The sequence below is a fragment of the Pseudomonas cremoris genome (genome assembly GCF_014230465.1).
Map to the genome: position 1 here is coordinate 1 of NZ_JAAXCY010000010.1, position 25,390 is coordinate 25,390.

25 protein-coding genes are annotated in these 25,390 nt (G+C 59.7%); 8 read left to right on the forward strand and 17 right to left on the reverse strand.

Features of this window, described 5'->3' with window-relative positions; genetic code table 11:
* Window positions 1-1,400, reverse strand: a 1,400-nt coding sequence (locus HF257_RS23150) for a DUF6531 domain-containing protein (protein WP_233081648.1), incomplete at its 3' end; no start/stop codon positions are given.
* A 182-nt stretch (window positions 1,401-1,582) separates the two neighbouring features.
* Window positions 1,583-2,197, reverse strand: a complete 615-nt coding sequence (locus HF257_RS23155; protein WP_185710571.1) for a LysE family translocator — start codon at window positions 2,195-2,197, stop codon at window positions 1,583-1,585.
* A 146-nt stretch (window positions 2,198-2,343) separates the two neighbouring features.
* On the opposite strand from HF257_RS23155, the gene HF257_RS23160 reads away from it, so the two are divergent.
* A complete protein-coding gene (locus HF257_RS23160) occupies window positions 2,344-3,429 on the forward strand; it encodes a DUF1615 domain-containing protein (RefSeq protein WP_185710570.1) in 1,086 nt (361 codons plus the stop codon).
* On the opposite strand, the gene HF257_RS23165 is transcribed toward HF257_RS23160, so the two are convergent.
* Window positions 3,430-4,215 (reverse strand): DUF4349 domain-containing protein, encoded by a 786-nt coding sequence (locus HF257_RS23165; RefSeq protein ID WP_185710569.1) that lies wholly within the window; start codon window positions 4,213-4,215, stop codon window positions 3,430-3,432.
* 156 nt (window positions 4,216-4,371) lie between these two features.
* On the opposite strand from HF257_RS23165, the gene HF257_RS23170 reads away from it, so the two are divergent.
* Window positions 4,372-4,794: a PaaI family thioesterase gene (locus HF257_RS23170; protein ID WP_185710568.1), complete on the forward strand. Its 423-nt coding sequence runs from the start codon at window positions 4,372-4,374 to the stop codon at window positions 4,792-4,794.
* Between the two features lie 181 nt (window positions 4,795-4,975).
* Here the strand turns inward: HF257_RS23170 and HF257_RS23175 are convergent, their stop codons facing one another.
* From HF257_RS23175 to HF257_RS23185, 3 genes are read right to left on the reverse strand one after another with little or no spacing between them, the layout of a single operon-like run.
* Window positions 4,976-6,157 (reverse strand): acetyl-CoA C-acetyltransferase, encoded by a 1,182-nt coding sequence (locus HF257_RS23175; protein WP_185710567.1) that lies wholly within the window; start codon window positions 6,155-6,157, stop codon window positions 4,976-4,978.
* A gap of 11 nt (window positions 6,158-6,168) precedes the next feature.
* Window positions 6,169-6,828, reverse strand: coding sequence for a CoA transferase subunit B (locus tag HF257_RS23180; protein ID WP_159934311.1), 660 nt, complete (start codon window positions 6,826-6,828; stop codon window positions 6,169-6,171).
* Window positions 6,829-6,863: 35 nt separating this feature from the next.
* A complete protein-coding gene (locus HF257_RS23185) occupies window positions 6,864-7,562 on the reverse strand; it encodes a CoA transferase subunit A (protein WP_010211319.1) in 699 nt (232 codons plus the stop codon).
* A gap of 133 nt (window positions 7,563-7,695) precedes the next feature.
* Here HF257_RS23185 and HF257_RS23190 point away from each other — a divergent pair, with 133 nt between their 5' ends.
* On the forward strand, window positions 7,696-8,601 hold the full coding sequence (locus HF257_RS23190) for a LysR family transcriptional regulator (protein ID WP_185712113.1): 906 nt from the start codon (window positions 7,696-7,698) through the stop codon (window positions 8,599-8,601).
* A gap of 63 nt (window positions 8,602-8,664) precedes the next feature.
* Here HF257_RS23190 and HF257_RS23195 read toward each other — a convergent pair whose 3' ends face one another.
* From HF257_RS23195 to HF257_RS23220, 6 genes are all read right to left on the reverse strand, one after another.
* Window positions 8,665-8,994, reverse strand: coding sequence for a hypothetical protein (locus HF257_RS23195; RefSeq protein WP_185710566.1), 330 nt, complete (start codon window positions 8,992-8,994; stop codon window positions 8,665-8,667).
* Window positions 8,995-9,599: 605 nt separating this feature from the next.
* Entirely contained in the window at window positions 9,600-10,445 is an 846-nt protein-coding gene (locus tag HF257_RS23200) for an NAD-dependent protein deacetylase (RefSeq protein WP_185710565.1), read from the reverse strand.
* A gap of 8 nt (window positions 10,446-10,453) precedes the next feature.
* Entirely contained in the window at window positions 10,454-10,894 is a 441-nt protein-coding gene (locus tag HF257_RS23205) for a CBS domain-containing protein (RefSeq protein WP_185710564.1), read from the reverse strand.
* Window positions 10,895-11,026: 132 nt separating this feature from the next.
* Window positions 11,027-12,967 (reverse strand): DNA topoisomerase III, encoded by a 1,941-nt coding sequence (locus tag HF257_RS23210; RefSeq protein ID WP_185710563.1) that lies wholly within the window; start codon window positions 12,965-12,967, stop codon window positions 11,027-11,029.
* Window positions 12,968-13,135: 168 nt separating this feature from the next.
* On the reverse strand, window positions 13,136-14,761 hold the full coding sequence (locus tag HF257_RS23215) for an MFS transporter (RefSeq protein ID WP_233081645.1): 1,626 nt from the start codon (window positions 14,759-14,761) through the stop codon (window positions 13,136-13,138).
* A gap of 65 nt (window positions 14,762-14,826) precedes the next feature.
* Window positions 14,827-16,473 carry a GMC family oxidoreductase gene (locus tag HF257_RS23220; protein WP_185710562.1) on the reverse strand — a complete coding sequence of 549 codons (1,647 nt, stop codon included), beginning with the start codon at window positions 16,471-16,473 and terminating at the stop codon, window positions 14,827-14,829.
* Between the two features lie 129 nt (window positions 16,474-16,602).
* Between HF257_RS23220 and HF257_RS23225 the strand changes: the two genes are divergently transcribed.
* Window positions 16,603-17,496, forward strand: coding sequence for a LysR family transcriptional regulator (locus HF257_RS23225; protein WP_185710561.1), 894 nt, complete (start codon window positions 16,603-16,605; stop codon window positions 17,494-17,496).
* A gap of 136 nt (window positions 17,497-17,632) precedes the next feature.
* Here the strand turns inward: HF257_RS23225 and HF257_RS23230 are convergent, their stop codons facing one another.
* The 3 genes from HF257_RS23230 to HF257_RS23240 are packed head-to-tail and all read right to left on the reverse strand — an operon-like array spanning window position 17,633 to window position 20,665.
* On the reverse strand, window positions 17,633-18,730 hold the full coding sequence (locus tag HF257_RS23230) for a DNA alkylation repair protein (protein ID WP_185710560.1): 1,098 nt from the start codon (window positions 18,728-18,730) through the stop codon (window positions 17,633-17,635).
* 19 nt (window positions 18,731-18,749) lie between these two features.
* Window positions 18,750-20,096 (reverse strand): glutamine synthetase family protein, encoded by a 1,347-nt coding sequence (locus HF257_RS23235; protein ID WP_185710559.1) that lies wholly within the window; start codon window positions 20,094-20,096, stop codon window positions 18,750-18,752.
* An 11-nt stretch (window positions 20,097-20,107) separates the two neighbouring features.
* Entirely contained in the window at window positions 20,108-20,665 is a 558-nt protein-coding gene (locus HF257_RS23240) for a helix-turn-helix domain-containing protein (protein ID WP_185710558.1), read from the reverse strand.
* A gap of 151 nt (window positions 20,666-20,816) precedes the next feature.
* Here HF257_RS23240 and HF257_RS23245 point away from each other — a divergent pair, with 151 nt between their 5' ends.
* Window positions 20,817-21,125, forward strand: coding sequence for an RcnB family protein (locus HF257_RS23245; protein ID WP_185710557.1), 309 nt, complete (start codon window positions 20,817-20,819; stop codon window positions 21,123-21,125).
* A gap of 77 nt (window positions 21,126-21,202) precedes the next feature.
* Window positions 21,203-22,396: an MFS transporter gene (locus HF257_RS23250; RefSeq protein WP_185710556.1), complete on the forward strand. Its 1,194-nt coding sequence runs from the start codon at window positions 21,203-21,205 to the stop codon at window positions 22,394-22,396.
* On the opposite strand, the gene HF257_RS23255 is transcribed toward HF257_RS23250, so the two are convergent.
* Both HF257_RS23255 and HF257_RS23260 read right to left on the reverse strand, forming a co-directional pair.
* On the reverse strand, window positions 22,359-22,631 hold the full coding sequence (locus tag HF257_RS23255; RefSeq protein ID WP_185710555.1) for a DUF1652 domain-containing protein: 273 nt from the start codon (window positions 22,629-22,631) through the stop codon (window positions 22,359-22,361). The genes HF257_RS23250 and HF257_RS23255 overlap by 38 nt on opposite strands.
* Before the next feature lie 109 nt (window positions 22,632-22,740).
* Window positions 22,741-24,231, reverse strand: a complete 1,491-nt coding sequence (locus HF257_RS23260) for a helix-turn-helix transcriptional regulator (protein ID WP_185710554.1) — start codon at window positions 24,229-24,231, stop codon at window positions 22,741-22,743.
* A gap of 166 nt (window positions 24,232-24,397) precedes the next feature.
* Between HF257_RS23260 and HF257_RS23265 the strand changes: the two genes are divergently transcribed.
* A complete protein-coding gene (locus tag HF257_RS23265; protein ID WP_185710553.1) occupies window positions 24,398-24,742 on the forward strand; it encodes an FKBP-type peptidyl-prolyl cis-trans isomerase in 345 nt (114 codons plus the stop codon).
* A gap of 24 nt (window positions 24,743-24,766) precedes the next feature.
* Window positions 24,767-25,204: a T6SS immunity protein Tdi1 domain-containing protein gene (locus HF257_RS23270; RefSeq protein WP_185710552.1), complete on the forward strand. Its 438-nt coding sequence runs from the start codon at window positions 24,767-24,769 to the stop codon at window positions 25,202-25,204.
* The last annotated feature ends 186 nt before the right edge of the window (window positions 25,205-25,390 follow it).

The following is a 25,390-nucleotide window of genomic DNA, read 5'->3' on the forward strand; positions in this document are numbered from 1 at the left end:
CGATTCTCATGATCCGTCCACACCACCGAATCACCCGCAACTTCCAACCGATGCGCCAGCGAGTGACTCCAGCCAAACCCCAACCCGCAATCCACTTCCACCGCACTGGTGCGGTACAACCGGGTCCACTCAAACGGCAAAATCCCGTCCAGCGCACCATCGGTCAGGGTGAGCAATTCCTCCCCGGTCACCATCGACACCGGACAGCCATTAGTGGCTGTTTTATCCGCACTCAAAGCGGCGTCCCCGTTCTGGTTCTTCCCAGAAACGGGCACATCATCCACAGGCTCTTTGTGCTTCAACACGGCGTTCTGCCGCGCCTTCCAGCGCATCTGCAGGGTGCCTTGCTTCAACCCACCCACTACCCCGCGAACCGCCACCGCCTTGTAGCGATCCACTGCCTGCATAAACTTCGTCAGGATCTTCAGCAACCCCTTAACAAAGCCCACTGCCGCCCCAAGAATCTGCTTGCCATACCTGACCAACCGCAACGTCAAATACGCCACAGCCGCCGCTGGCAACGCGATGGTCAGCACCACCGCAATCACCAGGTCGATCAATAACGACACCACCAACCCAGCCGCCACCTCGGCAATCTCACTGGGCGGCAACGCGTCCAGCCACACCATTGCCGTACGCAGTATCAGGAACAACGCCGCCTCATCACTGGCCAGCAGCATCGCCTGCTCCATGACCTTGGGCGCCTCCGTGGCGATTTGCGCGAGCTTGGCCGCCTCGGCTCCCAGCTCTTCGACGTACTTCAACGGGTCTGCCAGAATCGCCTGCACTAGCTTGATGCTGTCCCACACATCACGAATGGCGGCCCAACTGCCGGCCAGTAGACCGCTGCCAATTGCGCTGGCGGTTGATTGCTGCCAATGCGGTTTGAAGCCTTCCCACTCGTGGCGAAGCCACTGCTCCAGGTCTGCCGTCAGCCCGTCGTAGGACGCAAACAACGCCTCCACCTGTTCCTCAGACACGCCACCTTGAACCCGAACCTGATAGCGCCCCCCTGCCGCGCAGTGATGCGAACCCTTGCCATATTCATCGAGCATGATCACGGTGGAACTGCCGTCATCGAGCCCGATCACCTCCACCGGAATCTCGCCGATCGGCACGTCATACGCTGACTCGAACTGGCTCTCGATCTTCAGCTCACCCCCCACCGGGCAACGGGCTACGGTCGAAAAATCAGCATCGCTCATGCTCACCGACCGCTGCGAATCCCCCGCCCGCAACACCCGATCCATCCCCAGCAACGACGGCATATCCAACGCGTGACTTGCCGAATCCAATGCGTGCGAATACCAGGCGTTCATCTGCTGGCGATAGATCGCCAGGCTCTGATGAAAACCATCGAGTTCAAATTCGATATGGGTAATGTGGGAAGTGTTGGTCATCCTTGACGGCTCCCGGCAGGAGCAGCGTCTAAAAGGACCCGATCAACAAAAGCACTCACAAGAAAAACCATCTGCAATCCCTCGCACTGTGTATTCAGGCGAGGGACTTTGCAGAGGTTGTCAGGGCAGGGGAGTAGAGCTTATCTGGCGGTTATGTGGGAAATATCAACGGCTATCGTCCTTCAACGCTGGGCGAACGCGAGGTTCAATCCCAGTCCCGCAAACGCGGCCGCAAAACTACGGCGTAGCCAGTTTTGGACCCGTGGCGATTCGATTACCGCGCGACGAAACACATTGGCCAGCAGGCCATACGCCACGAACACCGCAAACGTCATCGCCATGAACACGCCACTGAGCACCAGCATTTGCACGCCAGGTGCCGTGCTGCCCGGTGTGACGAACTGTGGAAGGAAGGCGAGGAAGAAAATGGTCAGCTTGGGGTTCAGGATATTCATCAGCAGGCCACGCAATAAAAGGCTGCGCGCGGTGGCGACGGTCGGTGTGTCACTGACGGCAAACGCCGAACGATCCCGCCAGGTGGCGTACGCCACGTACAACAGATAGGCGACGCCTGCGTACTTGAGCATGTCAAACGCCAAGGCACTGGTGTGCAGCAGCGCGGACAGGCCAAGAATCGACGCCAGCAAGTGCGGGATGATCCCGGCGGTGCAGCCCAGTGCGGCAAATACGCTGGCGCGTTTGCCCGCGGTGAGGCCGGTGGACACGGTAAAGATCACGCCGGTGCCGGGAATCAATACGACGATCAGGCAGGTAACGAGGAAGTTTAGACTGAGCATTGCATTCAAACTCCGTGTACGAATGGTGGTTGAACGATCCTGTCACGTTTGGTTGCGACTAGAAAGGCCAGCGGGTGGGCGAACGCTGGTTAGACTTACCGGTCGATATCTGCAATGCCTGGCCCGTCGTCACCCAAGGAAACCCCATGCCGCTAAGCCGCTTGTTACTGTGCCTCGCCCCGTTGCTGGTAGTGGCCGGTTGCTCCACTACACGTGGCCCGCAACAGCCGGAACGCAGTGAAACCGAGGTGAAGGCTCAGATCGTGCGCCTATTGCCCGCAACGGTGGCCGACCGAAGTGGCTGGGCCCAGGACATCTACACCGCGCTCGATGCCCAGAAAATCTACCCCAGTACCGAAAACATCTGCGCCGTGCTGGCGGTGACGGAGCAGGAGTCCACCTACCAGGTTGATCCGCCTGTGCCGAACATGGGCAAGATCGCCCAGGACGAAATGCTGCGCCGCGCTGCCAAGGTGTATGTACCGGCGGTGGTGGTGCGTACCACTCTGCAATTGCGTTCGCCCACCGGAAAAACCTATGCCGAGCGGCTAAACGCGGCGCGCACCGAAAAAGATCTAAGCGGCATCTTCGACGACTTCATCAGCATGGTGCCGCTGGGCAATACCTTGTTTGGTGGATTTAACCCAGTGCACACTGCCGGCCCGATGCAAGTCAGCATCGACTTTGCACAGAAGCAGGCGCGGGGTTATCCCTACACGGTGGACGGCACGATCCGACGTGAAGTCTTCACCCGTCGCGGCGGAATGTACTTCGGTATCGCCCATTTGCTGGGTTACCCGGTGAACTACGATCAGCCGCTGTATCGCTTCGCCGACTTCAATGCCGGTTGGTACGCCAGTCGCAACGCAGCGTTCCAGGCAGCGGTCAGTCGTATCACGGGCACCGAATTGGCGCTGGATGGCGACTTGATTCGCTACGGTTCACTGCTGCCTGGCACCACCGAGCTGGCGGTACGCTCCCTGGGGCCTAAGTTGGACATGCGCAACCCGAGCATCCGCAGCCAGTTGGAGCAGGGCGAGCAGTTGGACTTTGAAGAGACCACCCTCTACAAACGCGTATTCGCGCTGGCCGATAAGGCTGCCGGTAAGCCGATGCCACGGGCGATTCTGCCGGGCATCGTGCTCAAGAGTCCGAAGATTACCCGCAACCTGACCACGGCATGGTTTGCCAAACGCGTGGATGAGCGCTACCAGCGTTGTATGAAGCGCTGATCAGGGGCGGCGCTTGATGAACCGACGCCACAGCCACATCCACAGCCATACCACCGGGAAGGCCAGGATCACAAACGGCAGTACATAGCTGGAGCGTTCCAGGGCGTCTGCAGTGCCGTTCACCAAGTTGTCGCCGAGGTTGCTGAACATACGGCTGAACCGCGACGGCTGGTTCGCACCATCGGAGGAGCGGAAGTTCAGGGTCACGCGGTTGGTGTCGAGACGACGTTGTTGGTTGGCGGCGATTTGCGCCAGTTCCTGCAGCTCGTTTTCGATGGCGGCCTGCTCCTTGCTCAAGGCGATCAGGTCGCTGACGGTGATGTCCTTGCGTTTGGCCAGTTCGTCCAGGCGTTGTTGCTGGGCTTGCAGGCGATCCTGGCGGCGGCGTACATCGGCGACGGCATCGGCCAGGTCTTCAGCAGTGGTGATGCGTTGGCCAAGCTTTCCACCTTCGGCGGCCATCGCAACCATCGGCTCTACACCCGTTGGAGCGATGCGCAGGATGATCTCGCCACCGTTGCCGTCTTCGGTAATGCCCAGGATATTGCAGGCGCCAAAGCGTGCGGTTTCGCAGGCTTCGCGGGTAGCCTGCATACGCGGCGCGATCAGTGCGCCGGGCAGGGCCAGGGTCAGTTCATGTTCATAGGCCAGTTGCGCGCCGGCCCGGCTTTGTTCGCCGTTGATCACCCGGGCGCGCGAGTGGTCCTTGGGTGAGCACCCTGCAATGGCCAGGGCTACCAGCAAGCACAAGAGATAAGATTTCGGTTTGCCGTCCAGATGGCGCATTGCGGTTCCTTGGGAGTGCGGGAAAATTTGACGGCGATTAAAGCGGGTCTGGCGGATTAACGCAAAGCATCGCGGGGGATTTGTGCGGATGATGGTGATGGCTGGTTCAGAGAGGCTGGAGTACACCTCAAGCCTGACTCCAAGGAAGAACTTGCCATGATCACCCACGCCGTTCCAGAAGGTTTTGTTTCTCTCCCTCGCAGCAGCCCGCTTCTCGATTTGTTAGGTCCGGCGTATTGCCGGGGTGAGGGCTTGCAACTGGAAATTGGCCTGCGCGCCGACAACCGTCATGCCAATGGGCGCGGCACCGTGCATGGCGGGGTGCTGGCGACGTTGGCGGATATCGGCATGGGTTATGCGATGGCCTTCTCCAGCGAGCCGCCGCTGCCATTGATTACCGCCAGCATGACCTTGGATTACCTGGGCGCGGTGCAGGTGGGGGAGTGGATTGTGGTGCGCTTGGAACATCACAAGCGCGGTCGGCAGATGGCGTTTGCCACGGTGAGTTTGCAGGTGGGGGAGAAGGTGGTGGCGCGGGCGAATGCGGTGTTTGCGGTGCCGCAATTTGACAGGCAATGAATATCAAAGCTGGGAGCGGGCTCGCTCGCGAATGCGGTGGGTCAGTCACTGAATGTGTTTCTGACACACCGCATTCGCGAGCAAGCCCGCTCCCACATTCGAACTGTGTTTTTCAAAAAGGACGCATAAAGAAAAAGCCCGGTTTTCGTGGAACCGGGCCTTTTCCGTGTTGCTCTTTTAATCAGTTGCGTTCGAGGGCGAGGGCCACGCCTTGACCGCCGCCGATGCACAGGGTGGCGAGGCCTTTCTTGGCGTCGCGCTTGATCATTTCGTGCAGCAGGGTCACCAGCACGCGGCAGCCTGACGCGCCGATAGGGTGGCCGATGGCAATGGCGCCGCCGTTGACGTTGACTTTGTCCGCGTCCCACTCCAGCTCTTTGCCCACCGCCAAGGATTGTGCGGCGAAGGCTTCGTTGGCTTCGATCAGGTCCAGGTCGCCCAGGTTCCAACCGGCCTTGTCCAGGCAGCGACGGGTGGCCGAGACCGGGCCGATGCCCATGATTGCGGGGTCAACGCCGGCATTGGCGTAGCTGGCGATGCGTGCCAGCACCGGCAGGCCGAGTGCCTTGGCTTTGTCGGCGCTCATCAGCAGCACGGCGGCGGCGCCGTCATTGAGGCTGGAAGCGTTGCCGGCGGTGACGCTGCCGTCTTTCTTGAAGGCCGGTTTCAACTTGGCCAGGGACTCGGCGGTGGTGCCTGCGCGAGGTTGTTCATCCACGGCGAAGGCCACTGGATCGCCTTTGCGCTGCGGAATCAGGATAGGGGTGATCTCGTCGACAAACCGACCCGCTTCGATGGCCGCCGTGGCCTTTTGCTGGGACGCAGCGGCGAACGCATCCTGGGCTTCACGGCTGATACCGTATTTGTCTACCAGGTTCTCGGCGGTGATGCCCATGTGGTAGTCGTTGAACGCATCCCACAGGCCGTCGGTGATCATGCTGTCGATCATCTTGGCGTGGCCCATGCGCAAACCGGTGCGCGCTGCTGGCAACACATACGGGGCCAGGCTCATGTTTTCCATGCCGCCAGCGATGATCACCTCGGCATCGCCGCAGCGAATGGCTTGGGCGCCCAGGTGCAGGGCCTTGAGGCCCGAGCCGCAAACCTTGTTCAAGGTCAGGCTGGGGACCGCGTGTGGCAGGCCGGCAAGGATCGACGCCTGGCGCGCCGGGTTCTGGCCGCTGCCTGCGGTAAGTACTTGGCCGAGAATCACTTCATCGACTTGTGCCGGGTCCAGGCCCGTCTGCTCCAGCAGGCGGCGGATCACAGCAGCGCCCAATTCCGGTGCCGGGATATTCGCCAGCGAACCCTGGAAGCTGCCCACGGCGGTGCGGGTGGCAGCAACAATCACGACGTCTTGCATGGAATCTGTCCTCACTGGAAGTGCATTTCTGGAACGTGGTCCGGGACGATCAGTTTACCGGCGGTCTTGCTCACAATCTCTTCAACGCTGACGCCAGGTGCGCGTTCCTTGAGGACAAAAGCGCCATTTTCGATTTCCAGGTACGCAAGGTCGGTCAGTACGCGCTTGATGCAGTTGGCGCCGGTCAGTGGCAGGCTGCATTGGCTGAGCAACTTGGACTCGCCGTCCTTGGACGCGTGGGTCATGATCACGATGATGTTTTCTGCACCGGCCACCAGGTCCATGGCGCCGCCCATGCCTTTTACCAGCTTGCCGGGGATCATCCACGAAGCGATGTTGCCGTGTACGTCCACCTCAAATGCGCCCAGCACGGTGAGGTCGACGTGGCCGCCGCGAATCATCGCGAAGGACTCGGCGGAGGAGAAGATCGACGCACCGACGCGTGCGGTGACGGTCTGTTTGCCGGCGTTGATCATGTCGGCATCGATGGTGTCTTCGGTAGGAAACGGTCCCATGCCCAGCAGGCCGTTTTCCGATTGCAGCATCACTTCCATGCCTTCGGGAATGTAGTTGGCCACCAGGGTCGGGATGCCGATGCCGAGGTTGACGTAGAAACCGTCCTGCATTTCGCGGGCGACGCGTTGAGCCATTTGTTCGCGGGTAAGAGCCATGTGTGTTTCCTCTTATTGTTCGGGCTGGAGGCGGATTATTTGCGGACGGTGCGCTGTTCGATGCGCTTCTCGAAGGTGCCGCAGATGATCCGGTCGACGTAGATGCCAGGGGTGTGGATCTGCGCCGGGTCCAGCTCGCCCGGTTCGACGATTTCCTCGACTTCGACCACGGTGATCTTGCCGGCGGTGGCGGCCAGCGGGTTGAAGTTCTGGGCGGTGTGGCGGTAGATCACGTTGCCGAAGTGGTCGGCTTTCCAGCCTTTGACGATGGCGAAGTCGCCGGTGATGGATTCTTCCATCAGGTACGGACGGCCGTTGAATTCGCGGGTTTCCTTGCCTTCGGCCACTGGAGTGCCTACGCCGGTAGCGGTGAAGAAGGCCGGGATGCCGGCACCGCCTGCGCGCATTTTTTCGGCCAGGGTGCCTTGGGGAGTCAGTACCACTTCGATTTCGCCGCTGAGCAATTGCTTTTCGAACAGGGCGTTTTCACCGACGTAGGAAGCGATCACTTTGCTGATCTGCTTTTCTTCCAGCAGTACGCCAAGGCCAAAACCGTCGACGCCGCAGTTATTGGAAACCACGGTCAAGTCGCGGGTGCCTTTGCGCTTGATCTCGGCGATAAGGTTTTCTGGAATACCGCACAGGCCAAAACCACCGGAGAGCACGGTCATGCCGTCTTCCAGGCCTGCCAGCGCTTCTTCATAGGACGCTACGCGTTTATCGAAACCTGCCATATGCACCTCTTTTATTGTATGTGGTCCAGCCAGTGAACCGAGTGTTGCGCTGACGGATTGATTTGTTAAGTTGTTTTTTTAGGTTGATTGATTTAAAAAACAGCATAGTTGTCTAGCCGCTTGGAGTCGCCTCATGACAGTTAAACAGATGCGGGCCTTTCTCGCCGTGGCCCAGAGCCTCAGTTTTGCCGCTGCCTGCGAACGCCTGCACCTCTCGCAATCTGCATTGAGCCTCACTATCAAGGGCCTGGAAGAAGGCCTGGGCGGGCGCTTGTTCAGCCGCAATACGCGCAACGTTGCGCTCACGCCAGAAGGTGAATCCTTACTGCCCCTGGCGCGCCGATTGATTGCCGATTGGGATAACACCGAAGATGAACTGCGCCAGCGCTTCACCCTGCAACGCGGGCGGGTAACGGTAGCGGCGATGCCATCCTTCGCCGGTAACTTGTTGCCGCCGATCCTGAAGATATTCCGTGCGCGTTACCCTCAGGTGAATGTGACCGTGCATGACCTGATCAACGAGCAGGTCATGGAGATGGTGCGTGACCGGCAGGTTGAGCTGGGTGTGGCGTTCGAGCCATCGGAAGGTTCGTCGCTGGCGTTCACGCCGTTGTACCTGGATCGCTTCATTGCCGTGGTGCCGGGTGATTCTCCGCTGGCGGAGCGTGCCGAGATTGATTGGAAAACCCTATTGGAGCAGCCGTTCATCACCTTGCAGCGACCGTCCACGGTGCGGGTGATGTTGGAGGAACACTTGGGCGCGTTGCAGGTGAAGTTGCCGGTGGCACTGGAAAGCCATCAATTGGCGACGGTAGGCAAGATGGTAGCCAGTGGGCTGGGCGTCAGTGCCGTACCCGCGTTATGCGCCCGTCAGATGGAAGAGGCAGGCGCCCATTGCATCACCTTGCGCGACCCGGTGATCGAACGTCCGATTGGTGTGTTGACCAAGCCGGGTCATGAGTTGTCGGCGGCGGCGCAGGTGCTGTTTGATATTTTTCGCGATGAAGCCGCGAAAGGGCGTTTTCCCGCGTTGTTATGAAAGCAGGCATTAAAAAACCCGCTCGAAATAAACGAGCGGGCTTAAATGTTTAATGCTCAGGTATTAGCAGTATCTATCAATCACTTTAACGTGCGATTGGCCACGCAGGCTCTGCCATTCGGTATTCAGTGTATGAAAGACTTGCTCAATGAAGTTGCGATCAGCCGCAGCCTTCTTGCCGACATAACCCTGGCCACGGCGGTACACCTTCAGGCGCGCTGCCAGCTCACGGTTATTACGGTCAAACTCGGCTTCTTCGGTATTGGGCGCCAGGCAGTCAAGTTGCACTTCGCCCGATTTACCAATCCACAGGATATGGTCGTCGAGTGTGTCTTTCTGCGCTGCGAACATCTCAGCCAATTCGTCGATAGTTGGTTGGTTGTTCAGATTCATGTGTAAGCCCCTTGACCAGTTGGCGATCTATCAATTGATTCGTTAAATATTTAAGTTGTCTCCGGTTCCGAAAACCGGGCGTCAGCGACTGTCTGCCGAATACGGGCAGGGTCTTGAACCTGATGCATGTAGTCTTGCTGATGAACTGCTACGCAATGGTTTCATAACGAAGACAAGAGGCGTTTGAGCTCCTTGTACCGATCCTTGCGGGCCGGTCAGCTTCATCAATCTGCCTTGTGGGCAGTGCACATCCGGAAAAAACAGCTCGGCGGTCAGACGAGCTTGTTCAAAACACGTGTTACTAACGCTCCCGATCCGGGAGACGTCTCGATAATGCAAGGACAAAAAGGTTACGTCAACGGTTATGTAGTGATTATTTTTGCGCACTACATAAATTCCCGTGGGGGCGGGGAGATGCGGGGAAATGTGACTTGGGCGTCATTTTTTGGCGGGGCTGGTCGTCGCGTGAAAATAGCTGATTCAACGCAAACCCCTGTGGGAGCGGGCTTGCGCGCGAATGCGGTGCGTCAGCTAGTAGATATTTAACTGGCCCGCCGCTTTCGCGAGCAAGTCCGCTCCCATATTTCTGATCTGTGGTTTCTGGACTATCTCAGTCGTTCGACCAGCAATGGCAAAAGGCACTCGCACGACGCCTCGATCTTCACCCGCAACAGCTCATCCCCCCGCGTCTTGCCCAGGTTGATCGCTATCACCGGTTTGCCTTGCTCCACCATCGCCTTGCACAGCCGAAATGCCGAATAAGCCATCAACGACGACCCCACCACCAATAACCCTTCGGCCTGCTCCACCGCCGCCATTGCCTTGGCCGCCGTGTCCTGGGCGACGTTCTCGCCGAAGAACACCACATCAGGCTTCAACCGCTCGCCATTGCAATGGGGGCAGTGGGGCACCTGGAAGCGTGCTTCAAACGCTGGGTCGAGCAGGGTGTCGCCATCGGGTGCTTGCACGGCATCAACGCCAGCCAGGTAGGGGTTCTGGGTTTCCATCAGGCGTTGGATCGCGTCGCGCTCGCTGCGTTGCTGGCAATCCAGGCACAGCACTCGGTGGAGGCTGCCGTGCAGTTCGATGACATCGTGGCTTCCGGCCTGGTCGTGCAAGGTGTCGACGTTCTGCGTGATCAGCCCGCTGATGCGCTGGCGTTGCTGCAGCGTCGCCAGCGCCAAATGGGCTGGGTTCGGCTGGGCAATACGGACCCTCGGCCACCCCAGCATGGCTCTTGCCCAATAACGGCGCCGCGCCTGCGGGGTGGCGAGAAATTCCTGATACATCATGGGTGCCTTGCCCCGGCGCACGCCTTCGCTGTCGCGGTAATCGGGGATGCCCGATGACGTGCTGATGCCTGCGCCGGTCAACACCAGAAAGCGCCGCTCGGCCATGGCCCGGTGCAGGGTGTCGAGGTGGTCGTCCTGGTGTTCCAGGGTATCGAGCATGGGTTCCCCTATTCGCCGCGAATGTACTGCTCCAGCTGTTTGATCAAGTCGGCTTGTTCGGCAATGGCCTCTTTCACCAGGTCACCGATGGACAGCAAGCCCAGCAGTTGACCTTGTTCGACAACGGGCAGGTGACGCAGATGGCTGTCGGTCATGATGTTCATGCATTCATCGACACTCTTGTGGGAATCGACGGTTATTACCGGAGAGCTCATCACTTCGTCGACCCGTGTGGTGACCGACGACAAGCCCTTGAGTATCAGCTTTCGCGCGTAATCCCGTTCGCTGATGATCCCCACCACCGCGCCTTCCTTGACCACCGGCAAGGCCCCGACGTTTTTCGCCGACATCACCACCAGCGCTTCAAACACGGTGTGGTCCCATTCGATGGTGTGGACGTCCTGGTTTTTATGGTCCTTGGCTTTGAGCACTTGTGCGACGGTTTTCATGGCGGCCACTCCGGTGTTGTTGTTAGGAAGTCAGCGGGCTCCCTACAGAATCCTAGACGGCCTGCGCGGCGGCAAGGTCTAAAGCGGCGTTAAACCCGTCGAAAAACGTCATTCGCCGGATTTTTTTGATAGTTACCCTGCTTTTGTCGGCTTTTTGGCGCGTCTTGGGCTGCCGGTCGTCTTGCGTGGCGCGCTCTTGCGTTTCTTTTTCCATGGCGTGGCTGCGGGGCCTGCTGGCCCGGTGATGGTCATGCGCATGCCGTTGCAGCGCGCCACTTGCTTACTCATCCAGGCTGCCTGCTTGGCGACGAATTCTTCCAGGCTCATTTCGCCGCTTTGCACCATGTCCAGCGCCTGCTCCCAGATCGCCGTGGTGCCGGGGTCGGCAATGGCTCTGGGCACGGCGTCGATCAGGCTGAAGGCCGCCGGCGTGGCCGACAGCGCCTTGCCGTTTTTTACCAGGTAACCGCGGTCGAGCAAGCCCTGGATAATCCCGGCACGCGTGGCTTCGGTGCCAATGCCGGTGGTGTCCTTGAGCTTTTGCTTGAGCAGCGGGTCCTCCACCAATTTGGCGACGTTTTTCATCGCCTTGATCAAGTCGCCTTCGGTGAAGGGCTTGGGCGGTTGGGTCCACAGGTCCTTGAGGTTGACCTTGGCCACCGCGTAGTCCTGGCCTTGCACCAATGTCGGCAAGGCCTGTGGTGCGGGGGCTTCACGGCCCTTGGCGGGCGCCAGGGCTTCGGGCAGGGCGCGTTTCCAGCCTGGCTCGATCACCACTTTGCCCACTGCTCGCAGCGCTTGTCCCGCGCAATCGAAATCTGCCTGGGTGCGATCGTATTCGTGGTTGGGCAGGAACTGCGCCAAGTAGCGTGCGCGAATCAGGGTGTAGACCGCCCGGTGCTTGCCAGTGAGTTGGCCTACATCCTTGCCGGCGCCGGTGGGGATGATGCCGTGGTGGGCGCTGACCTTAGCGTCGTTCCAGGCTCGCGAGCGGCGTTGGGGGTCTATATGCGGCATCAACTCGTTCACCGCCGTATCGGCGCGTCCCAACGCGGCGAGGATCTTCGGTGCTTCGCTGTGCTGGCTTACGGGCAAGTAGCCGCAGTCACTGCGGGGGTAGGTGATGACTTTGTGGGTTTCGTAGAGAGACTGGGCGATATCCAGGGTCTCCTGGGCACCGAGGCCGAGTTTTTTGGAGCAAATCTCCTGCAAGGTGCCCAGGTCGAAGGGCAGGGGCGCCACTTCACGCATGCGTTCGGTCCGCAGCTTGACCAGTCGCGCACTGGCGGCGTGGGTCATGGCGTCGGCCGCCGCTTGAGCCAATTGCGGGTTGAGGCATCGGCCCTGATCGTCACAGGCGTCCTCAGCGGCACGCCATTGGGCGGTGAACGTCATACGCTCGTGGAGCAGGTCCACGTCAATCGCCCAGTACGCCACCGGCACAAAATCCGCGATGCTGCGGTCGCGGTCCACCACCAGGCGCAATGTGGGCGTTTGCACCCGGCCCACCGGCAACACACCTTGATAACCCGATTGACGCCCGAGCAAGGTAAACAACCGGCTCATGTTCATGCCGATCAGCCAGTCTGCGCGAGAGCGGCCGAGAGCCGAGTGATACAGGCTGAAGGTTTCGGCGCCGGGCTTGAGGGCGGCCAGGGCCTTGCGAATGGAGGCGTCGTCGAGCGCCGACAACCACAAACGCTGGATTTGCCCTCGATAGCGACAATGTTCTACCAGCTCGCGGGCGATCATCTCGCCTTCACGGTCGGCGTCGGTGGCGATCACCAGTTCCTGGGCTTCCCCCAGCAAGCGCTTGACGGCCTTGAACTGGCTGGCGGTCTTGGGCTTGACCCGCATCTTCCATTTTTCCGGGACGATGGGCAGGTCGGCCAGCACCCAGCGTTTGTACTTTTCGTCGTAGGCGTCGGGCGGGGCGGTTTCCAGCAGGTGGCCGATGCACCAGGTGACCGTGACGCCATTGCCCAACCAGCAGCCATCACCTCGGCGACTGGCGCCGAGCACGGCCGCGATGTCCTTGGCCTGGGAGGGTTTTTCACAGAGGTACAGCCGCATGGTCGCCACATCAGATCGGGTTGATGGTGTGCAGGATGCTCAGTAAGCCGCGTTTGATCAACCTTTATCTGTATGGATGTACAGCAATTTGTGTGACGACCACACAAGCAAATGTGGGAGCGGGCAAGCCGGCTCCCACAGGGGATCTCCTGTGTTCAGGCGATCAGGTTAGTTATTGTCGATATCCACGTGGCGGGTTTCCTTGAGGCAGATCATCCCCACGATCAAACTCACCCCCGTCACCACCACCGGGTACCACAGGCCGTAGAAGATATCCCCGGTGTACACCACCAGCGCAAACGACACGGTCGGCAGGAACCCGCCAAACCAGCCGTTACCGATGTGGTAGGGCAGGGACATCGAGGTGTAGCGGATACGCGTTGGAAACAACTCCACCATCAACGCCGCCAACGGCCCGTAGCACATGGCCGCAATCAGGATCAGCGCGACGATCAGCACCACCACCATCACCTTGTTGACCTGGGCCACATCCGCCGAAGTCGGATAGCCGGCCAGGGTCACGGCACCGCGCAGGGCCGCTTCGTCAAAGCCGTCGATACGCACTTCGCCGACGCTCACCTGTACCGGGCTGCCTGCAGGTGCCGCAGCGCTGCTGTAGGGCAGGCCTTGCTTGACCAGGAAGGTCTTGACCTTGTCACACGGGCTATCAAATTTCGCTTTGCCCACCGGGTCGAACTGGAAGGTGCAGGTGGCCGGATCAGCCAGCACAGTGATCGGCGCCTGATGGGTCGCCTGGTCCATCGCCGGGTTGGTGTAGTGCGCCAGGCTCTTGAAGATCGGGAAGTACAGTACGGTCGCCAGCAGCAGGCCGAGCATCAGTACGGGTTTGCGCCCGACTTTGTCGGACAGCCAGCCAAAGAAGATAAAGAACGGCGCGCCAATCACCACGCTGATGATCAGCAGCATGTTGGCCAGGGCAGGGTCCATTTTGAGGAACTGGGTGAGGAAGAACAGCACATAGAATTGCGCCGCATAGAAGGTTACCGCTTGTCCGCCGTTGATGCTGAACAGCGCGATCAGCACCACCTTGAGGTTTTCCCACTTGCCGAACGAATCACGGATCGGCGACTTGCTGGACTTGCCTTCCTCTTTCATTTTCAAGAAGGCCGGCGACTCGTGCAGGCTCATGCGGATCCAGGTGGAAATGCCCAGCAGCACGATGGAAAACAGGAACGGAATGCGCCAGCCCCACACTTCGAACTGGTCACCGGTGAAGTACCGGCACGCCAGCACTACCAGCAGCGACAGCAGCAGGCCGAGGGTGGCGGTGGATTGAATCCAACTGGTATGGAAGCCACGCTTGCCCGCAGGTGCATGCTCGGCCACGTAGGTCGCTGCACCGCCGTATTCGCCGCCCAACGCCAGGCCTTGCAGCATGCGCAGCACGATCAGGATGATCGGTGCCGCAATGCCAATGCTGGCATACGTCGGCAGGAGCCCGACGCAGAACGTCGCCACGCCCATCAGGATGATGGTGACCAGGAAGGTGTACTTGCGCCCGATCATGTCCCCCAGGCGTCCGAATACCAACGCGCCGAACGGGCGCACTACAAAGCCCGCGGCAAAGGCCATCAACGCAAAGATAAAGGCCGTGGTGTCGTTGACCCCGGCAAAGAACTGTTTGCTGATGACCGCCGCCAGGGCGCCGTAGAGGAAAAAGTCATACCACTCGAACACCGTCCCGAGGGAGGAGGCGAAGATGACTTTCTTTGAGTCGTTACTGGTGCTGGCGGCATTGACCGCCGAGCCCAAGGGTTGAGCATGTTCTGACATCGGGTAGCCCTCACAGTGATTATTTATTGTTGTTCCACTGTCGGCGCCAGTCTCGGCGCCGCTATTCAGATTGCATGAACCAGTTCTCTCTCCGGGGCGAGGCTCCTTGTATTCGGCGAAAGGATCAGCTGTGCGGCTTTCTCCGCGATCATCAGCGTAGGTGAACAGGTATTGCCGGACGTGATGCGCGGCATGATCGAGGCGTCGGCGATACGCAGGCCGGGCACACCGTGCACTCGCAGCTGAGCGTCGACCACCGCATCCTTGTCACTGCCCATGCGGCAGGTACCGACCGGATGGAAGATTGTAGTACCGATGCGCGCTGCCGCTTCGTGCAGTTGCTCCTCGGTCTGCAACGAGTCGCCGGGCAAGTACTCCACCGGCTTGAATTGGCTCAGGGCCGGCGCGGCGACGATGCGCCGGGTCAGGCGAATGGCATCGGCGGCCACGCGCAAATCTTCCGGGTGGCTGAGGTAGTTGGGTTGTATCAGCGGGGCATCCGCCGGGTTGGCTGAGCGGATATCCACGCGACCACGGCTTTGCGGACGCAGGTCGCAGACGGACGCGGTAAACGCCGGGAATGCGTGCAGCGGTTCGCCGAAACGCTCCAGGGACAGCGGTTGTACGTGGTATTCGAGGTTGGCCGAAGTCTGTTGCGCACTGGAGCGCGCAAACGCGCCCAGTTGGCTGGGCGCCATCGACAGCGGGCCGCTACGGTCGTACAGGTAGCGCAGGCCCATGCCCATCTTGCCCCACACCGAACCTGCGATCTGGTTGAGGGTGCGGGCGTTTTCCAGTTTGTAGATCAGCCGTAGTTGCAGGTGGTCCTGCAGGTTGCCGCCAACGCCGGGCAATTCGTGCAGCACCTCGATGCCCAGCGGTTTGAGCACGCTGGACGGGCCGATTCCCGAGCGTTGCAGAATCCCTGGCGAGCCAACGGAGCCCGCACACAGGATGATTTCCTGGCGTGCTTTCCAGCTCACTTGCTGCCCGTGCTGGCGTCCGACCACCTGTGAGGCTCGGCCGTTTTCCAGTAGCACGCGGTCCACTTCCACTTCGGTCAGCACGGTGAGGTTGGGGCGCTGGCGGATCGGCTTGAGAAACGCCTTGGCCGCGTTCCAGCGCACGCCGGATTTCTGGTTGACCTGGAAATAGCCGCAGCCTTCGTTATCGCCCTTGTTGAAGTCGTCGATCTTGGCAATGCCACTCTGCGCCGCCGCGTCGCGGAACCCATCCAGGATCGGCCAGTGCAGGCGCTGTTGCTCGACCCGCCACTCGCCGCCGTCGCTGTGGAATGGCGAGCTGCCGGCAAAATGGTTTTCGCTCTGTTTGAACAGTGGCAGCACATCCTTCCAAGCCCAGCCTTCGTTGCCTTGCGCTGCCCAGCCGTCGTAATCCTGGGCCTGGCCACGCATGTAGATCATGCCGTTGATGGATGAGCAGCCGCCCAGCACTTTGCCGCGTGGATAGCTCAGCGCACGGCCTTGCAGGCCTTCCTGGGCTTCGGTCTTGAAGCACCAGTCGGTGCGCGGGTTACCGATGCAGAAGAGGTATCCGACGGGGATATGAATCCAGGGGTAATTGTCGCGGCCACCGGCTTCCAGCAGTAGGACACGGTGGGCGGGGTTGGCGGAAAGTCGATTGGCCAGCAGGCAGCCTGCGGGGCCGGCGCCTACGACGATGTAATCGTATTCAGCAGTAGCAATGGGCATTTAAGGTCTCGCATGTTTTTCTTATTGGCTCCATCCTAGTTGTTAGTTTTCGTCTTAAAAATGTTAGTTTTTACCCAGCTGCTGTGCGTTTTTAAACAGCACGACCCGAGCCCGCACAATGGAGGTGTCATGTTCGACTGGAATGACCTGCGTTATTTTCTGGAGTTGCAACGCAGCGGCCGCCTGCTTACCGCCGCGCAGCGCCTGAAAACCACGCATGCCACCGTGGCCCGGCATATCGAGGCCATCGAGAAGAGCCTGGGCACCGCGTTGTTCGTGCAGCACGCCCAGGGTTACGAACTGACTCCCGCCGGCGAAGCCCTGCTCAAGCACGCCGAGGCCATGGAAAACGTCGCGCTGCTGGCCGAAGACGAACTCACCCATTCCGCCGCGCCCCTGGGCAAGATCCGTCTCGGCGTAGCCGAAGGCTTGGGCGTGATGTTCCTCGCCAGCCGCATGGGCGGGCTGTTCGAACGTTACCCGGGACTGGAAGTGGAACTGGTTGCCGTGCCGCGCTTCGTCAGCATCCTTAACCGCGAAGCGGAGATCAGCATCCACCTGGAGCGTCCCAGCGTTGATCAACTGGTCACGCGCAAACTCACCGACTACCGCTTGGCGCTGTATGCCAGCCGCGCCTACCTGGAGCGCAACCCGCCGATTGAAAAGCGTGAAGACCTCGCGGCCCATTCCTGGATCGATTATGTCGATGACCTGTTGTTCAGCCAGGAACTGAAGTTCCTCAGCAGCTTCTGCCGCAACCCCAAGGTGGTGTTCCACAGCACCAGCGTGATCGCCCAGCATCAGGCGGCGCGCTCGGGATTGGGCATCGCGGTGTTGCCGTGTTTTATGGCCGCTGGCGATCCGGACCTGGTGGCGTTGCTGCCGGGGGAGTGCATCCAGCGAAGTTACTGGATCAGCTCGCGCAGGGAGCTGCATAAATCGGTGCGGCTGAGGGTGTTGTGGGATTACGTGGTGGAATTGTGCGCGCGGGAGCAAGGCTTGCTCCTCGGCGAATCCAACTGACCTAATCCGGATTAAAACTGTTGGAACGGGCTTGCTCGCGAAGGCGATGTGTCAGTCGATTCATTCGCGTCTGACACACCGCCTTCGCGAGCAAGCCCGCTCCCACATTGGATCTGCGTGGGTTCAATGCATGGTGTCAGGCCCGCAATTCAAACTCCGCGCTGCCCAGCCTTTCCCCATTTACCAACACATGCACTACATGCCTGCCGGGGTAGTGTTTGCGCGTGGTCATGTCGCGAATATGCTGCTCGCGCCGAATGTGTTGCTGCTCTCCTGCACCCAGTTTAAAAGCCTTGAGCTTGAACACCTTGTTCGCACTGTGCCCGGCACTTTTCACATAGTCGATGGCGTAATCCACTACCAGCTTTTGCGCCGTGAGGGCCGTGGATTCCAGGCTGAACGACAGGTTGATCCGCTCCCCCAGATTGATCACGGCCGGTGTCACGCTCAACTGATGAAGTTTCACCTCGGCCTTGGCCCCGGCACCCATGATCGTCAGTGCACGGGTGTTGCCTTGTTTGATCAGGCTGCGCAGGGCGTGGCGGGCGATCCATGCGGTGTGCGGGTTGTCCAGGGACCAACCTTCGATGAGGGTGAGCACCCAGTCTGGGTGGTCCTTGGTGACGTCGTTGAGGTGGTTGGCCACCGACTTGCGCACATACAGGCTGGGGTCGGCCTTGAGGTTGTCGAGGATCGACGCGCACAGCTCGGGGTTGGCCTGTATGTCGGCCAGGCGAAATGACCACGGCAAGCGTGGTCGCGAGCCTTCGCTGGCCAGGCGGCGCACGTGTTCGTTGTCGTCCAGCGACCACGTTTGCATCACGGCGAGGGTGCGTTGGAAGTCGTGCAGTAGAAAGTGGCGGATAGCGAATTCGGCAGAGCCAAACGTGGTGAAGTAGTTGAGTGCGGCCATGGAGCGCTTGAAATCCCCAAGGCCGTAACTCGCCACAAAGTGCGGCAGAAACAGGCTGACAAAGCTGCTGTTCAAACGCGGTGCCAGGGCGTAAAGCAACTTCAGGGTCTGCGGGTAATCGAGTGGGATCACCGCGTGCAGGCTCTCGCTGACCCGCGCCATGCGCTGCATCACCGACAATTCGGCCAATCCAGCCTTGGCATGCTTGAGGAAGCCCTTTGCATCGAACGCCGGGTACACCGTGGTCATTTCAGTGGCGATGTGTTGCAGGCGTTCGACGTTGAAGATTTCCTTGAGGGCCGGGGTGCTTTGGTCGGTCATCGGTGATTCCATGGTTGAGTTAGAGAAACCAGCGATATTCCCGCGCATGGATCTCTTGCTGGAAGGCCAAGTGATCCTGGCGTTTGTTCTCGCAGTACACGTCGACAAATTCGGCACCCAGCTTATCGCGCAATACCGGTTGATGCTGCATGGCGCGTACGGCGTCGAGCATTTCCAGGGGAAAGTCGGTGCCGCTGCTGCGGTCTTCGTTCAGCGGGGTGATGGGCTCGCGCTTGGTTTCAAGGCCGTGCTCCAAACCAACGAGGATCGCCGCCAGCACCAGGTACGGGTTGGCATCGGCACTGGCCAGGCGATGTTCGATGCGCAGGTTGCGCGGGTCGGATTCGGGGATGCGCACGCACGCGTCGCGGTCTTCAAAGCCCCAGCTGGCGCGGGTCGCCGCGTTGACGGTACCGCCCAGACGGCGGAAGGCGTTGTGGTTCGGCGAGAAGATCGGCATGCAGTGGGGCAGCAACTCCAGGCAACCGGCCACCGCGTGACGCAACGGTTGCTGCTGGTGCGCGGCGAGCAAGTTGTTGCCGGCGCCGTCATACAGGCTGACATGCACATGCATGCCGCTGCCGGGATATTGCAGGTAAGGCTTGGCCATGAAACTGGCACGGTACCCATGCTTGAGCGCAACGCCTCGGGTGCTGCGGCAGAACAGGGCAGCCCAGTCGGCGGCGCGCATACCGTCGTCCAAATGACCGAAATTGATCTCGAATTGGCCGGGTCCGATTTCGGCGGTGATCACCGTGATATCAATGCCCTGGTCCTTGGCGGTTTGCGCCATATCGTCCAGCACTTCGCTGAAACGCGACAGGCGTTCGATGTGCAGGTTGGGCTGGTCATCGGCATCGCCGCTCAACGGGTCGCGGGCAAATTGCGGGAGGCCGTCTTCGAGTTTTTTGTCGAACAGGTAGAACTCCAGCTCAAACGCCACCACCGGGTGAATGCCCTTGTGGTGCAGGCGTTCCAGCACCTTGGCCAGCACTTCGCGGGGTTCAAATTCGATGGGGGTTTCGGTGCCGTCCGAGGTAATCAGCATCTGGCCGAGCGGCTGCGATTCCCAAGTCACCGGCTTGAGCGTACCCGGCACCAGGCGACGGTTGGCATCCGGGTCGCCGTCGTTGAAGCAGTAATCGCCGATCTTGAACAACCCGCCCTGGACGCCCAGCAACACCGCGTTCTGCGGCAATTTCAGGGGGCTGCCGGCGGCGACTTTTTCGAGCATCTCCACCGGGTAGCGCTTGCCGTAGAAATGCCCCGGAATGTCCAGGGCGATCAGGTCGACATAACGCACGTCAGGATGGTTCTGGCGAAAGGTCCGTACTTCGGCCAGCAACGTTGAGGAATGGCTTTTCACGGGTGCAGCTCCTAGTTGTAAACCCACAGCACGCGGGCGGGCAGATCGGTCAGGTTGGCGTAGCGGCAATGGGCGAAGCTGGCCAGGTGAAAACTGTCGCCTGGGCCGAGGGTGACCGAATCGGCCTCGCCCTCGACCCACAGCGTCAATTCGCCTTCCAGCACAAAACCGGCCTGCTCGGCGCGGTCGCTCATGGTGTGTTCACCGCTGTTGGCACCGGGGGCCAACAGGCTGTCGAGCATCGAGAAGGCGCCGTTCATGCTCGGCGAGACGAGAATGTCGGTGATGCCGTTGGCGTAATACACCGTGCGCCGCTCGTTGGGACGAGTAATCCAGTCCACCGCCTTGGGTTTGGGCTGGCTGTAGAAATAGGTCGTGGGGACGTCGAGGGCGTGGCTGATGGCGGTCAAATCCGCCACGGTTGGGCGCGACAGCCCTCGCTCTACCTGGGACAGGAAGCCCACCGAACGCTCGATTTTTTGTGCGAGTTGGGCGAGGGTGAGCTTCTTGTGCTTGCGCAGGTCGTGGATCAGGGCGGCGAGGGTGGCGAGTTCTTCTTGTGGGGTCATGAAATTTATGTCGAATAATTTCATGAAAAATTACAGGATTTATTTCATATAGGCAATGGGACAATTCGGGCTGGCTGAGACACTTGTGTTGAATGATTGTGTGCGGCAGTGGTCCGAATTTGGGTACGCATCACTTATTGAAGGAGCACCCATGAAATCAAAATCCCTAGCCGCTTGCCTGTTGCTCGCTACCAGCCTGTCCACCGCCAGTTTCGTCGTGCAGGCGGGTGATACCCCTCAGGAAACCGTGCAGCCTTCGAGCATCAACACCCGTGACTTGAAAGAAGGCGACCGCGCCCCGGATATCCTGATGCGCAAGGAGTCGGCCGTCAGCGATTGGAAAAAGCGTGGCCTCAAGCAGCCGGAGGCTGACAGCCAATGGGCGCGGGTGGGGGATAAATTCGTGCTGCTCAAGACGACCAACGGCACGATTCTCGAGATAACCCCCGTCAAGAAATGACTTTGTATTTCCTCCCTGTTCCTGAGTTAAGGTAGCCGGCTGTAGAGGCCGCGTTACCTTAAAAGAAAGAGAGCAGGATGCTTGCCACAATAAGAAACTATCCCCGCACTGTGAACCTGTTGCTGTCCGCCACGTTGTTGCTGACGTTGGCCAAGGCAATCACTTTTCCCTACCTCGTTATCTACCTCACCCGCCACTTTGCCTTGGACATTACCCAAGTCGGCCTGGTGATCGGCAGTTCGTTGATCGTGGGTTCATTGCTCAGTGTGTACGGCGGTTTTCTCGTCGACCGCATCAACAGTTACCGGCTATTGCTCGGCCTGACGGTGTTGTTTGCACTGGGCTTTATCGGCACGGTACTCGCGCAGAATATCTGGGCGTTCTACAGCTGCCTGATTCTGATCAATTTGGCGTACGCCGTGATCGATATCGCGGTCAAGGCCGGTTTTGCCAGCCTGTTGCCCGAAGATGCGCGCAGCGAAGTGTTTTCCATCAAGTACACCTTGACCAATATCGGCTATGCCGTGGGCCCGTTTTTTGGGGCGATGGTGGCCAAGTTGGATATCAGCCTGCCGTTCATACTGTCGGCGCTGTTGGGGGTGGGTTTTTTCCTGCTGTATTGGCGTTGGGGTGACCGAACCCTGGCCACCGTGGATGCCACGCAGAAGCCGGTGCCGTTCCTTGCGGTGGGGCGCGTGTTGCTCCGGGATCGGCGCCTGGTGTGCTTCACCCTCGGCGGGGTGCTCAGTGCCGTGGTGTTCGGCCAGTTCACTGCGTGGCTGTCGCAGTACCTGGTGACCACCACCACCGCCGAATACACCTACACCGTGGTCAGTGCTGTGCTGACGACCAACGCGGTACTGGTGATTGCGTTGCAGTACGTGATTGGCCGGCGGATCTCCCATCGCTACCTGGGCCAATGGCTGATCGCGGGCCTGAGCATGTTCATGCTCGGGCTGATCGGCTTTGCCTTGTCCACCAGCGTGCTGTGGTGGGTGCTGGCGATGGCGGTGTTCACGGTAGGGGAGATCATTGTGTTCCCGGCGGAGTACATGTTCATCGATCGCATCGCCCCGGACCACCTGCGCGGCATGTACTACGGCGCGCAGAACCTGTCCAACCTGGGTGCTGCCCTGGGGCCGGTACTGTGTGGGCTGGTGCTTGCCAGCCTGCCGGCCCACTACATGTTCTACATGCTGGGGGCGTTCATCGTCGGGGGCGGGGTGTTTTATTTCATTGGGGCGTCGTTGAAGGCCAGTCATCCAGCGTGAGCTTGCCGACGTTGTTGCTTTGCAGTTCGTAGCGCAACTCTTCCACCATCGTTTCCACTTCTTGCGGGGTCTGCAGCCGGTTGGTGCTGATCCCCGTCACCACCAGGTCAACCCGACCGGTTTGCGCGTCGAAGACCTTGAGGGTCAGGGACGCGTCCCGGCACAGGGTGAACTCACACGTCAGCGGCGACAGGCCTTCTTCGATGCAATTTCGCAGTTGTGAGAGGGTAAACATGCTGGTTCCTTCAGGGCATAAGTTTCGACCCTTGAAGGTTAAGCACTGGGTTGCGGCGTCATAAGGCGAATTCGCACTAGCCACACTAGTGCATTTGCACTTGTATTGATTACTTCTTGAGGCGCAGTTCACCAGCAAACAGCCCGCGTTCACGGGCCCAGACGATGGCGGCACTGCGGCTGTGCACCCCCAGCTTGGAGTACACCGTGGCCACGTGGTTACGCACGGTGTTGGGCGCGAGTTTCAGGCGCGAGGCGATCTCTTTGTCGGCCAGCCCTTCGCAGATCAAACCCAGCACATCACGCTCGCGAGCGGTGAGGTCGGTGAAGGCCACGTTGGGTAAATTAGGACTGTTCACGCTCTTGGCGTTGGCCAGTTTTTCGATCAGCGTCTGGCTGAACCAGGAGGCGTCCTGCATCACTTCCTCGATGGCCGCCACCAGCTCCAGCTCCGAGCGTTTGCGTTCGGTGATGTTCATCATCACCAACAGGTAACAGGGCACGTCCTGGATGATCACGGTGTCGGCGGAGACTACGCAGTCGATCACTTCGTTACCTTTTTTACGCACCTTGAGGTCCTGGCCCTCGAGGTTGCCGGCTTTTTCCAGGGTAGCGAACAACTGCGCGCCCGCCTGGGGGCTGTCGATAAAGTCGATGTCTTCGATCGCTTTGCCGATCAGTTCCTCGCTGGTATAGCCGGTGATGCTCATGAAGGCTTCGTTGATGTCCACCACCTGGCGGTTGTCGGCGCTGCATACCAGGGTGGGCACGGGCGTGAGGCGGAACGACTTGGCAAAGCGCTCCTCACTCTGGCGCAGGGCAATTTCCGCCTTGCGCCGAGGTTCCAGGTCCATGAAGGAGAACAGCATGCAGTCTTCCTCGTTCATGTCCAACGGCTGGCCGGCGACAATCACCAGTTTGCTACCGCCTTCGGGCAGGCGCAGTTCGGCCTGCATCTGCGGGATGGTCGCGCCTTCGCCCAGGCGCTGGATGGCCAGGTCCTTGCGTTCGGCCTGTTCCAGCACATCCAGTTCATAGACGGATTTGCCGATGACCTGGTCGCGGTTGTAGCCGGTCATTTCCAGAAAGCCTTGGTTGACCTTGATGTAACGCAGGTCGCTCAGGCGGCAGATCACAGCGGGTGCTGGGTTGGCGTTGAACGTCTTCTCGAAGCGCTGCTCGGCGCTGGCCCATTCAGTGGCGTCGCTGAGGATCAACACCAGCAACTCCGGCTCACCCTTGGAATCGGTGATCACCAAGCTGCGCAGGCGATGGACCCAGGTTCTATCCGGGTCGGCAGTCGGGGTGACTTCCACCACCACGTCGCTGAACTCATCACTCATCGCCGCACGCGCCAGCGGGTAGTTTTCCGACAAAACCGGATGATTGTTTCGATAACGCAGGGCGAAACGCTCAGCATATTGCTGCCCATTGGCACCGAGCCCCATCACATCGCCAACGCCATGCATAGACAGTGCGGCCTCATTGGCCCACAGGATGGTTTGATCGACCTCGGCCAGGATCACGCCGTCAGACAACCCGGAGATGATCTGCTGCAGTTGTCGGCGGTTGGTTTCCTTGGTGAGTACATCCTGAGTCATAGAGTCTCCTGGCGTGGGCGCTTATGGGAGTACGACACTTAGGGTTGAGGATAGTGCAGAGCAATTGCCCAACCCCGTAGTGCGGATGCACCAGTGGATTGGTGCACTTGCCAAACCCACCCAATTCTGGGAAAACCCCACCCTTTGCGCATCCAACGAGATTCCCATGAGCAACGATGAACTCCAGATCACCGACATCCGCCTGGGCGACGGCAAAACCGTGGTCAAGGGCGCGCTGATCACCACTCAATACACCGGCACTTTGGAAGACGGCACTGTGTTCGACTCCTCCTGGGAGCGTGGTAAGCCGTTCCAATGCGTCATCGGCACTGGCCGTGTCATCAAGGGTTGGGACCAGGGGCTGATGGGTATGCAGGTTGGTGGCGTGCGTACGCTGTTCGTACCGGCGCATTTGGCTTATGGCGAACGGTCAATGGGCGCGCATATCAAGCCCAACAGCAATTTGCGTTTTGAGATTGAGTTGTTGGAAGTACTGACGCGGGATGATTGAAGTTTTTCGGTGCAAGGAGGCGGCATGCAGATGATTCAGGCGATACGTGACAGTTGGGGTTGGTGCGGCATTGACCCTGTTGAGGTGGTGGGTGCTACGGCGTTTGGCAACCTGATGATCAAGGACGGGCAGGGCCGCTATTGGCGGTTGTGCCCTGAGGCATTTTCCTGCGAAGTGATTGCGCAAACCCGTGAAGCGTTGGACGAAGTTTCCAGGGATCAGGCGTTCTTGCATGACTGGTACCTGCAACCGATGGTGGAGCAGGCCGAGGCAGCGCTGGGGCCGCTGTTGCCAGGCCAGGTTTATCATTTTGTGGTTTCGCCGGTGTTAGGCGGTGCGTATGGCATCGACAATGTAAGGCGGCTGGATCATGTCGAGCAGGTTCGGTTCAGCGGTGACCTGGCGCTGCAGATCAAGGACTTACCGGATGGCGCACAAGTGAAACTCAGGATCGTCGATTGACCCCTCCCTAGGTCCCCACTGCCCGCTCACTACATTTTTGATGAAGGTGTATTCGCAAAGCAGTACCTGAACCCGTCCTGAAGAATCCGGTCATTGCGCACCGGGAGAATTTCCTACGGTTTACTCCCCTGTAACCGAAGCGTAAGCTTCGCGCGATTTCATTATTAGCGGAGGCCCCAGTGGCTA

Coding starts and splice junctions, on each gene's coding strand:
- HF257_RS23160 (WP_185710570.1), top strand. CDS start 2,344: ATGCCGCTAAGCCGCTTGTTACTGTGCCTCGCCCCGTTGCTGGTAGTG.
- HF257_RS23220 (WP_185710562.1), bottom strand. CDS start 16,473: ATGCCCATTGCTACTGCTGAATACGATTACATCGTCGTAGGCGCCGGC.
- HF257_RS23270 (WP_185710552.1), top strand. CDS start 24,767: ATGCAGATGATTCAGGCGATACGTGACAGTTGGGGTTGGTGCGGCATT.
- HF257_RS23225 (WP_185710561.1), top strand. CDS start 16,603: ATGTTCGACTGGAATGACCTGCGTTATTTTCTGGAGTTGCAACGCAGC.
- HF257_RS23180 (WP_159934311.1), bottom strand. CDS start 6,828: ATGGCTCTTACCCGCGAACAAATGGCTCAACGCGTCGCCCGCGAAATG.
- HF257_RS23165 (WP_185710569.1), bottom strand. CDS start 4,215: ATGCGCCATCTGGACGGCAAACCGAAATCTTATCTCTTGTGCTTGCTG.
- HF257_RS23240 (WP_185710558.1), bottom strand. CDS start 20,665: ATGACCCCACAAGAAGAACTCGCCACCCTCGCCGCCCTGATCCACGAC.
- HF257_RS23245 (WP_185710557.1), top strand. CDS start 20,817: ATGAAATCAAAATCCCTAGCCGCTTGCCTGTTGCTCGCTACCAGCCTG.
- HF257_RS23175 (WP_185710567.1), bottom strand. CDS start 6,157: ATGCAAGACGTCGTGATTGTTGCTGCCACCCGCACCGCCGTGGGCAGC.
- HF257_RS23190 (WP_185712113.1), top strand. CDS start 7,696: ATGACAGTTAAACAGATGCGGGCCTTTCTCGCCGTGGCCCAGAGCCTC.
- HF257_RS23155 (WP_185710571.1), bottom strand. CDS start 2,197: ATGCTCAGTCTAAACTTCCTCGTTACCTGCCTGATCGTCGTATTGATT.
- HF257_RS23205 (WP_185710564.1), bottom strand. CDS start 10,894: ATGAAAACCGTCGCACAAGTGCTCAAAGCCAAGGACCATAAAAACCAG.
- HF257_RS23260 (WP_185710554.1), bottom strand. CDS start 24,231: ATGACTCAGGATGTACTCACCAAGGAAACCAACCGCCGACAACTGCAG.
- HF257_RS23195 (WP_185710566.1), bottom strand. CDS start 8,994: ATGAATCTGAACAACCAACCAACTATCGACGAATTGGCTGAGATGTTC.
- HF257_RS23210 (WP_185710563.1), bottom strand. CDS start 12,967: ATGCGGCTGTACCTCTGTGAAAAACCCTCCCAGGCCAAGGACATCGCG.
- HF257_RS23185 (WP_010211319.1), bottom strand. CDS start 7,562: ATGGCAGGTTTCGATAAACGCGTAGCGTCCTATGAAGAAGCGCTGGCA.
- HF257_RS23250 (WP_185710556.1), top strand. CDS start 21,203: ATGCTTGCCACAATAAGAAACTATCCCCGCACTGTGAACCTGTTGCTG.
- HF257_RS23230 (WP_185710560.1), bottom strand. CDS start 18,730: ATGACCGACCAAAGCACCCCGGCCCTCAAGGAAATCTTCAACGTCGAA.
- HF257_RS23200 (WP_185710565.1), bottom strand. CDS start 10,445: ATGCTCGATACCCTGGAACACCAGGACGACCACCTCGACACCCTGCAC.
- HF257_RS23215 (WP_233081645.1), bottom strand. CDS start 14,761: ATGTCAGAACATGCTCAACCCTTGGGCTCGGCGGTCAATGCCGCCAGC.
- HF257_RS23170 (WP_185710568.1), top strand. CDS start 4,372: ATGATCACCCACGCCGTTCCAGAAGGTTTTGTTTCTCTCCCTCGCAGC.
- HF257_RS23255 (WP_185710555.1), bottom strand. CDS start 22,631: ATGTTTACCCTCTCACAACTGCGAAATTGCATCGAAGAAGGCCTGTCG.
- HF257_RS23265 (WP_185710553.1), top strand. CDS start 24,398: ATGAGCAACGATGAACTCCAGATCACCGACATCCGCCTGGGCGACGGC.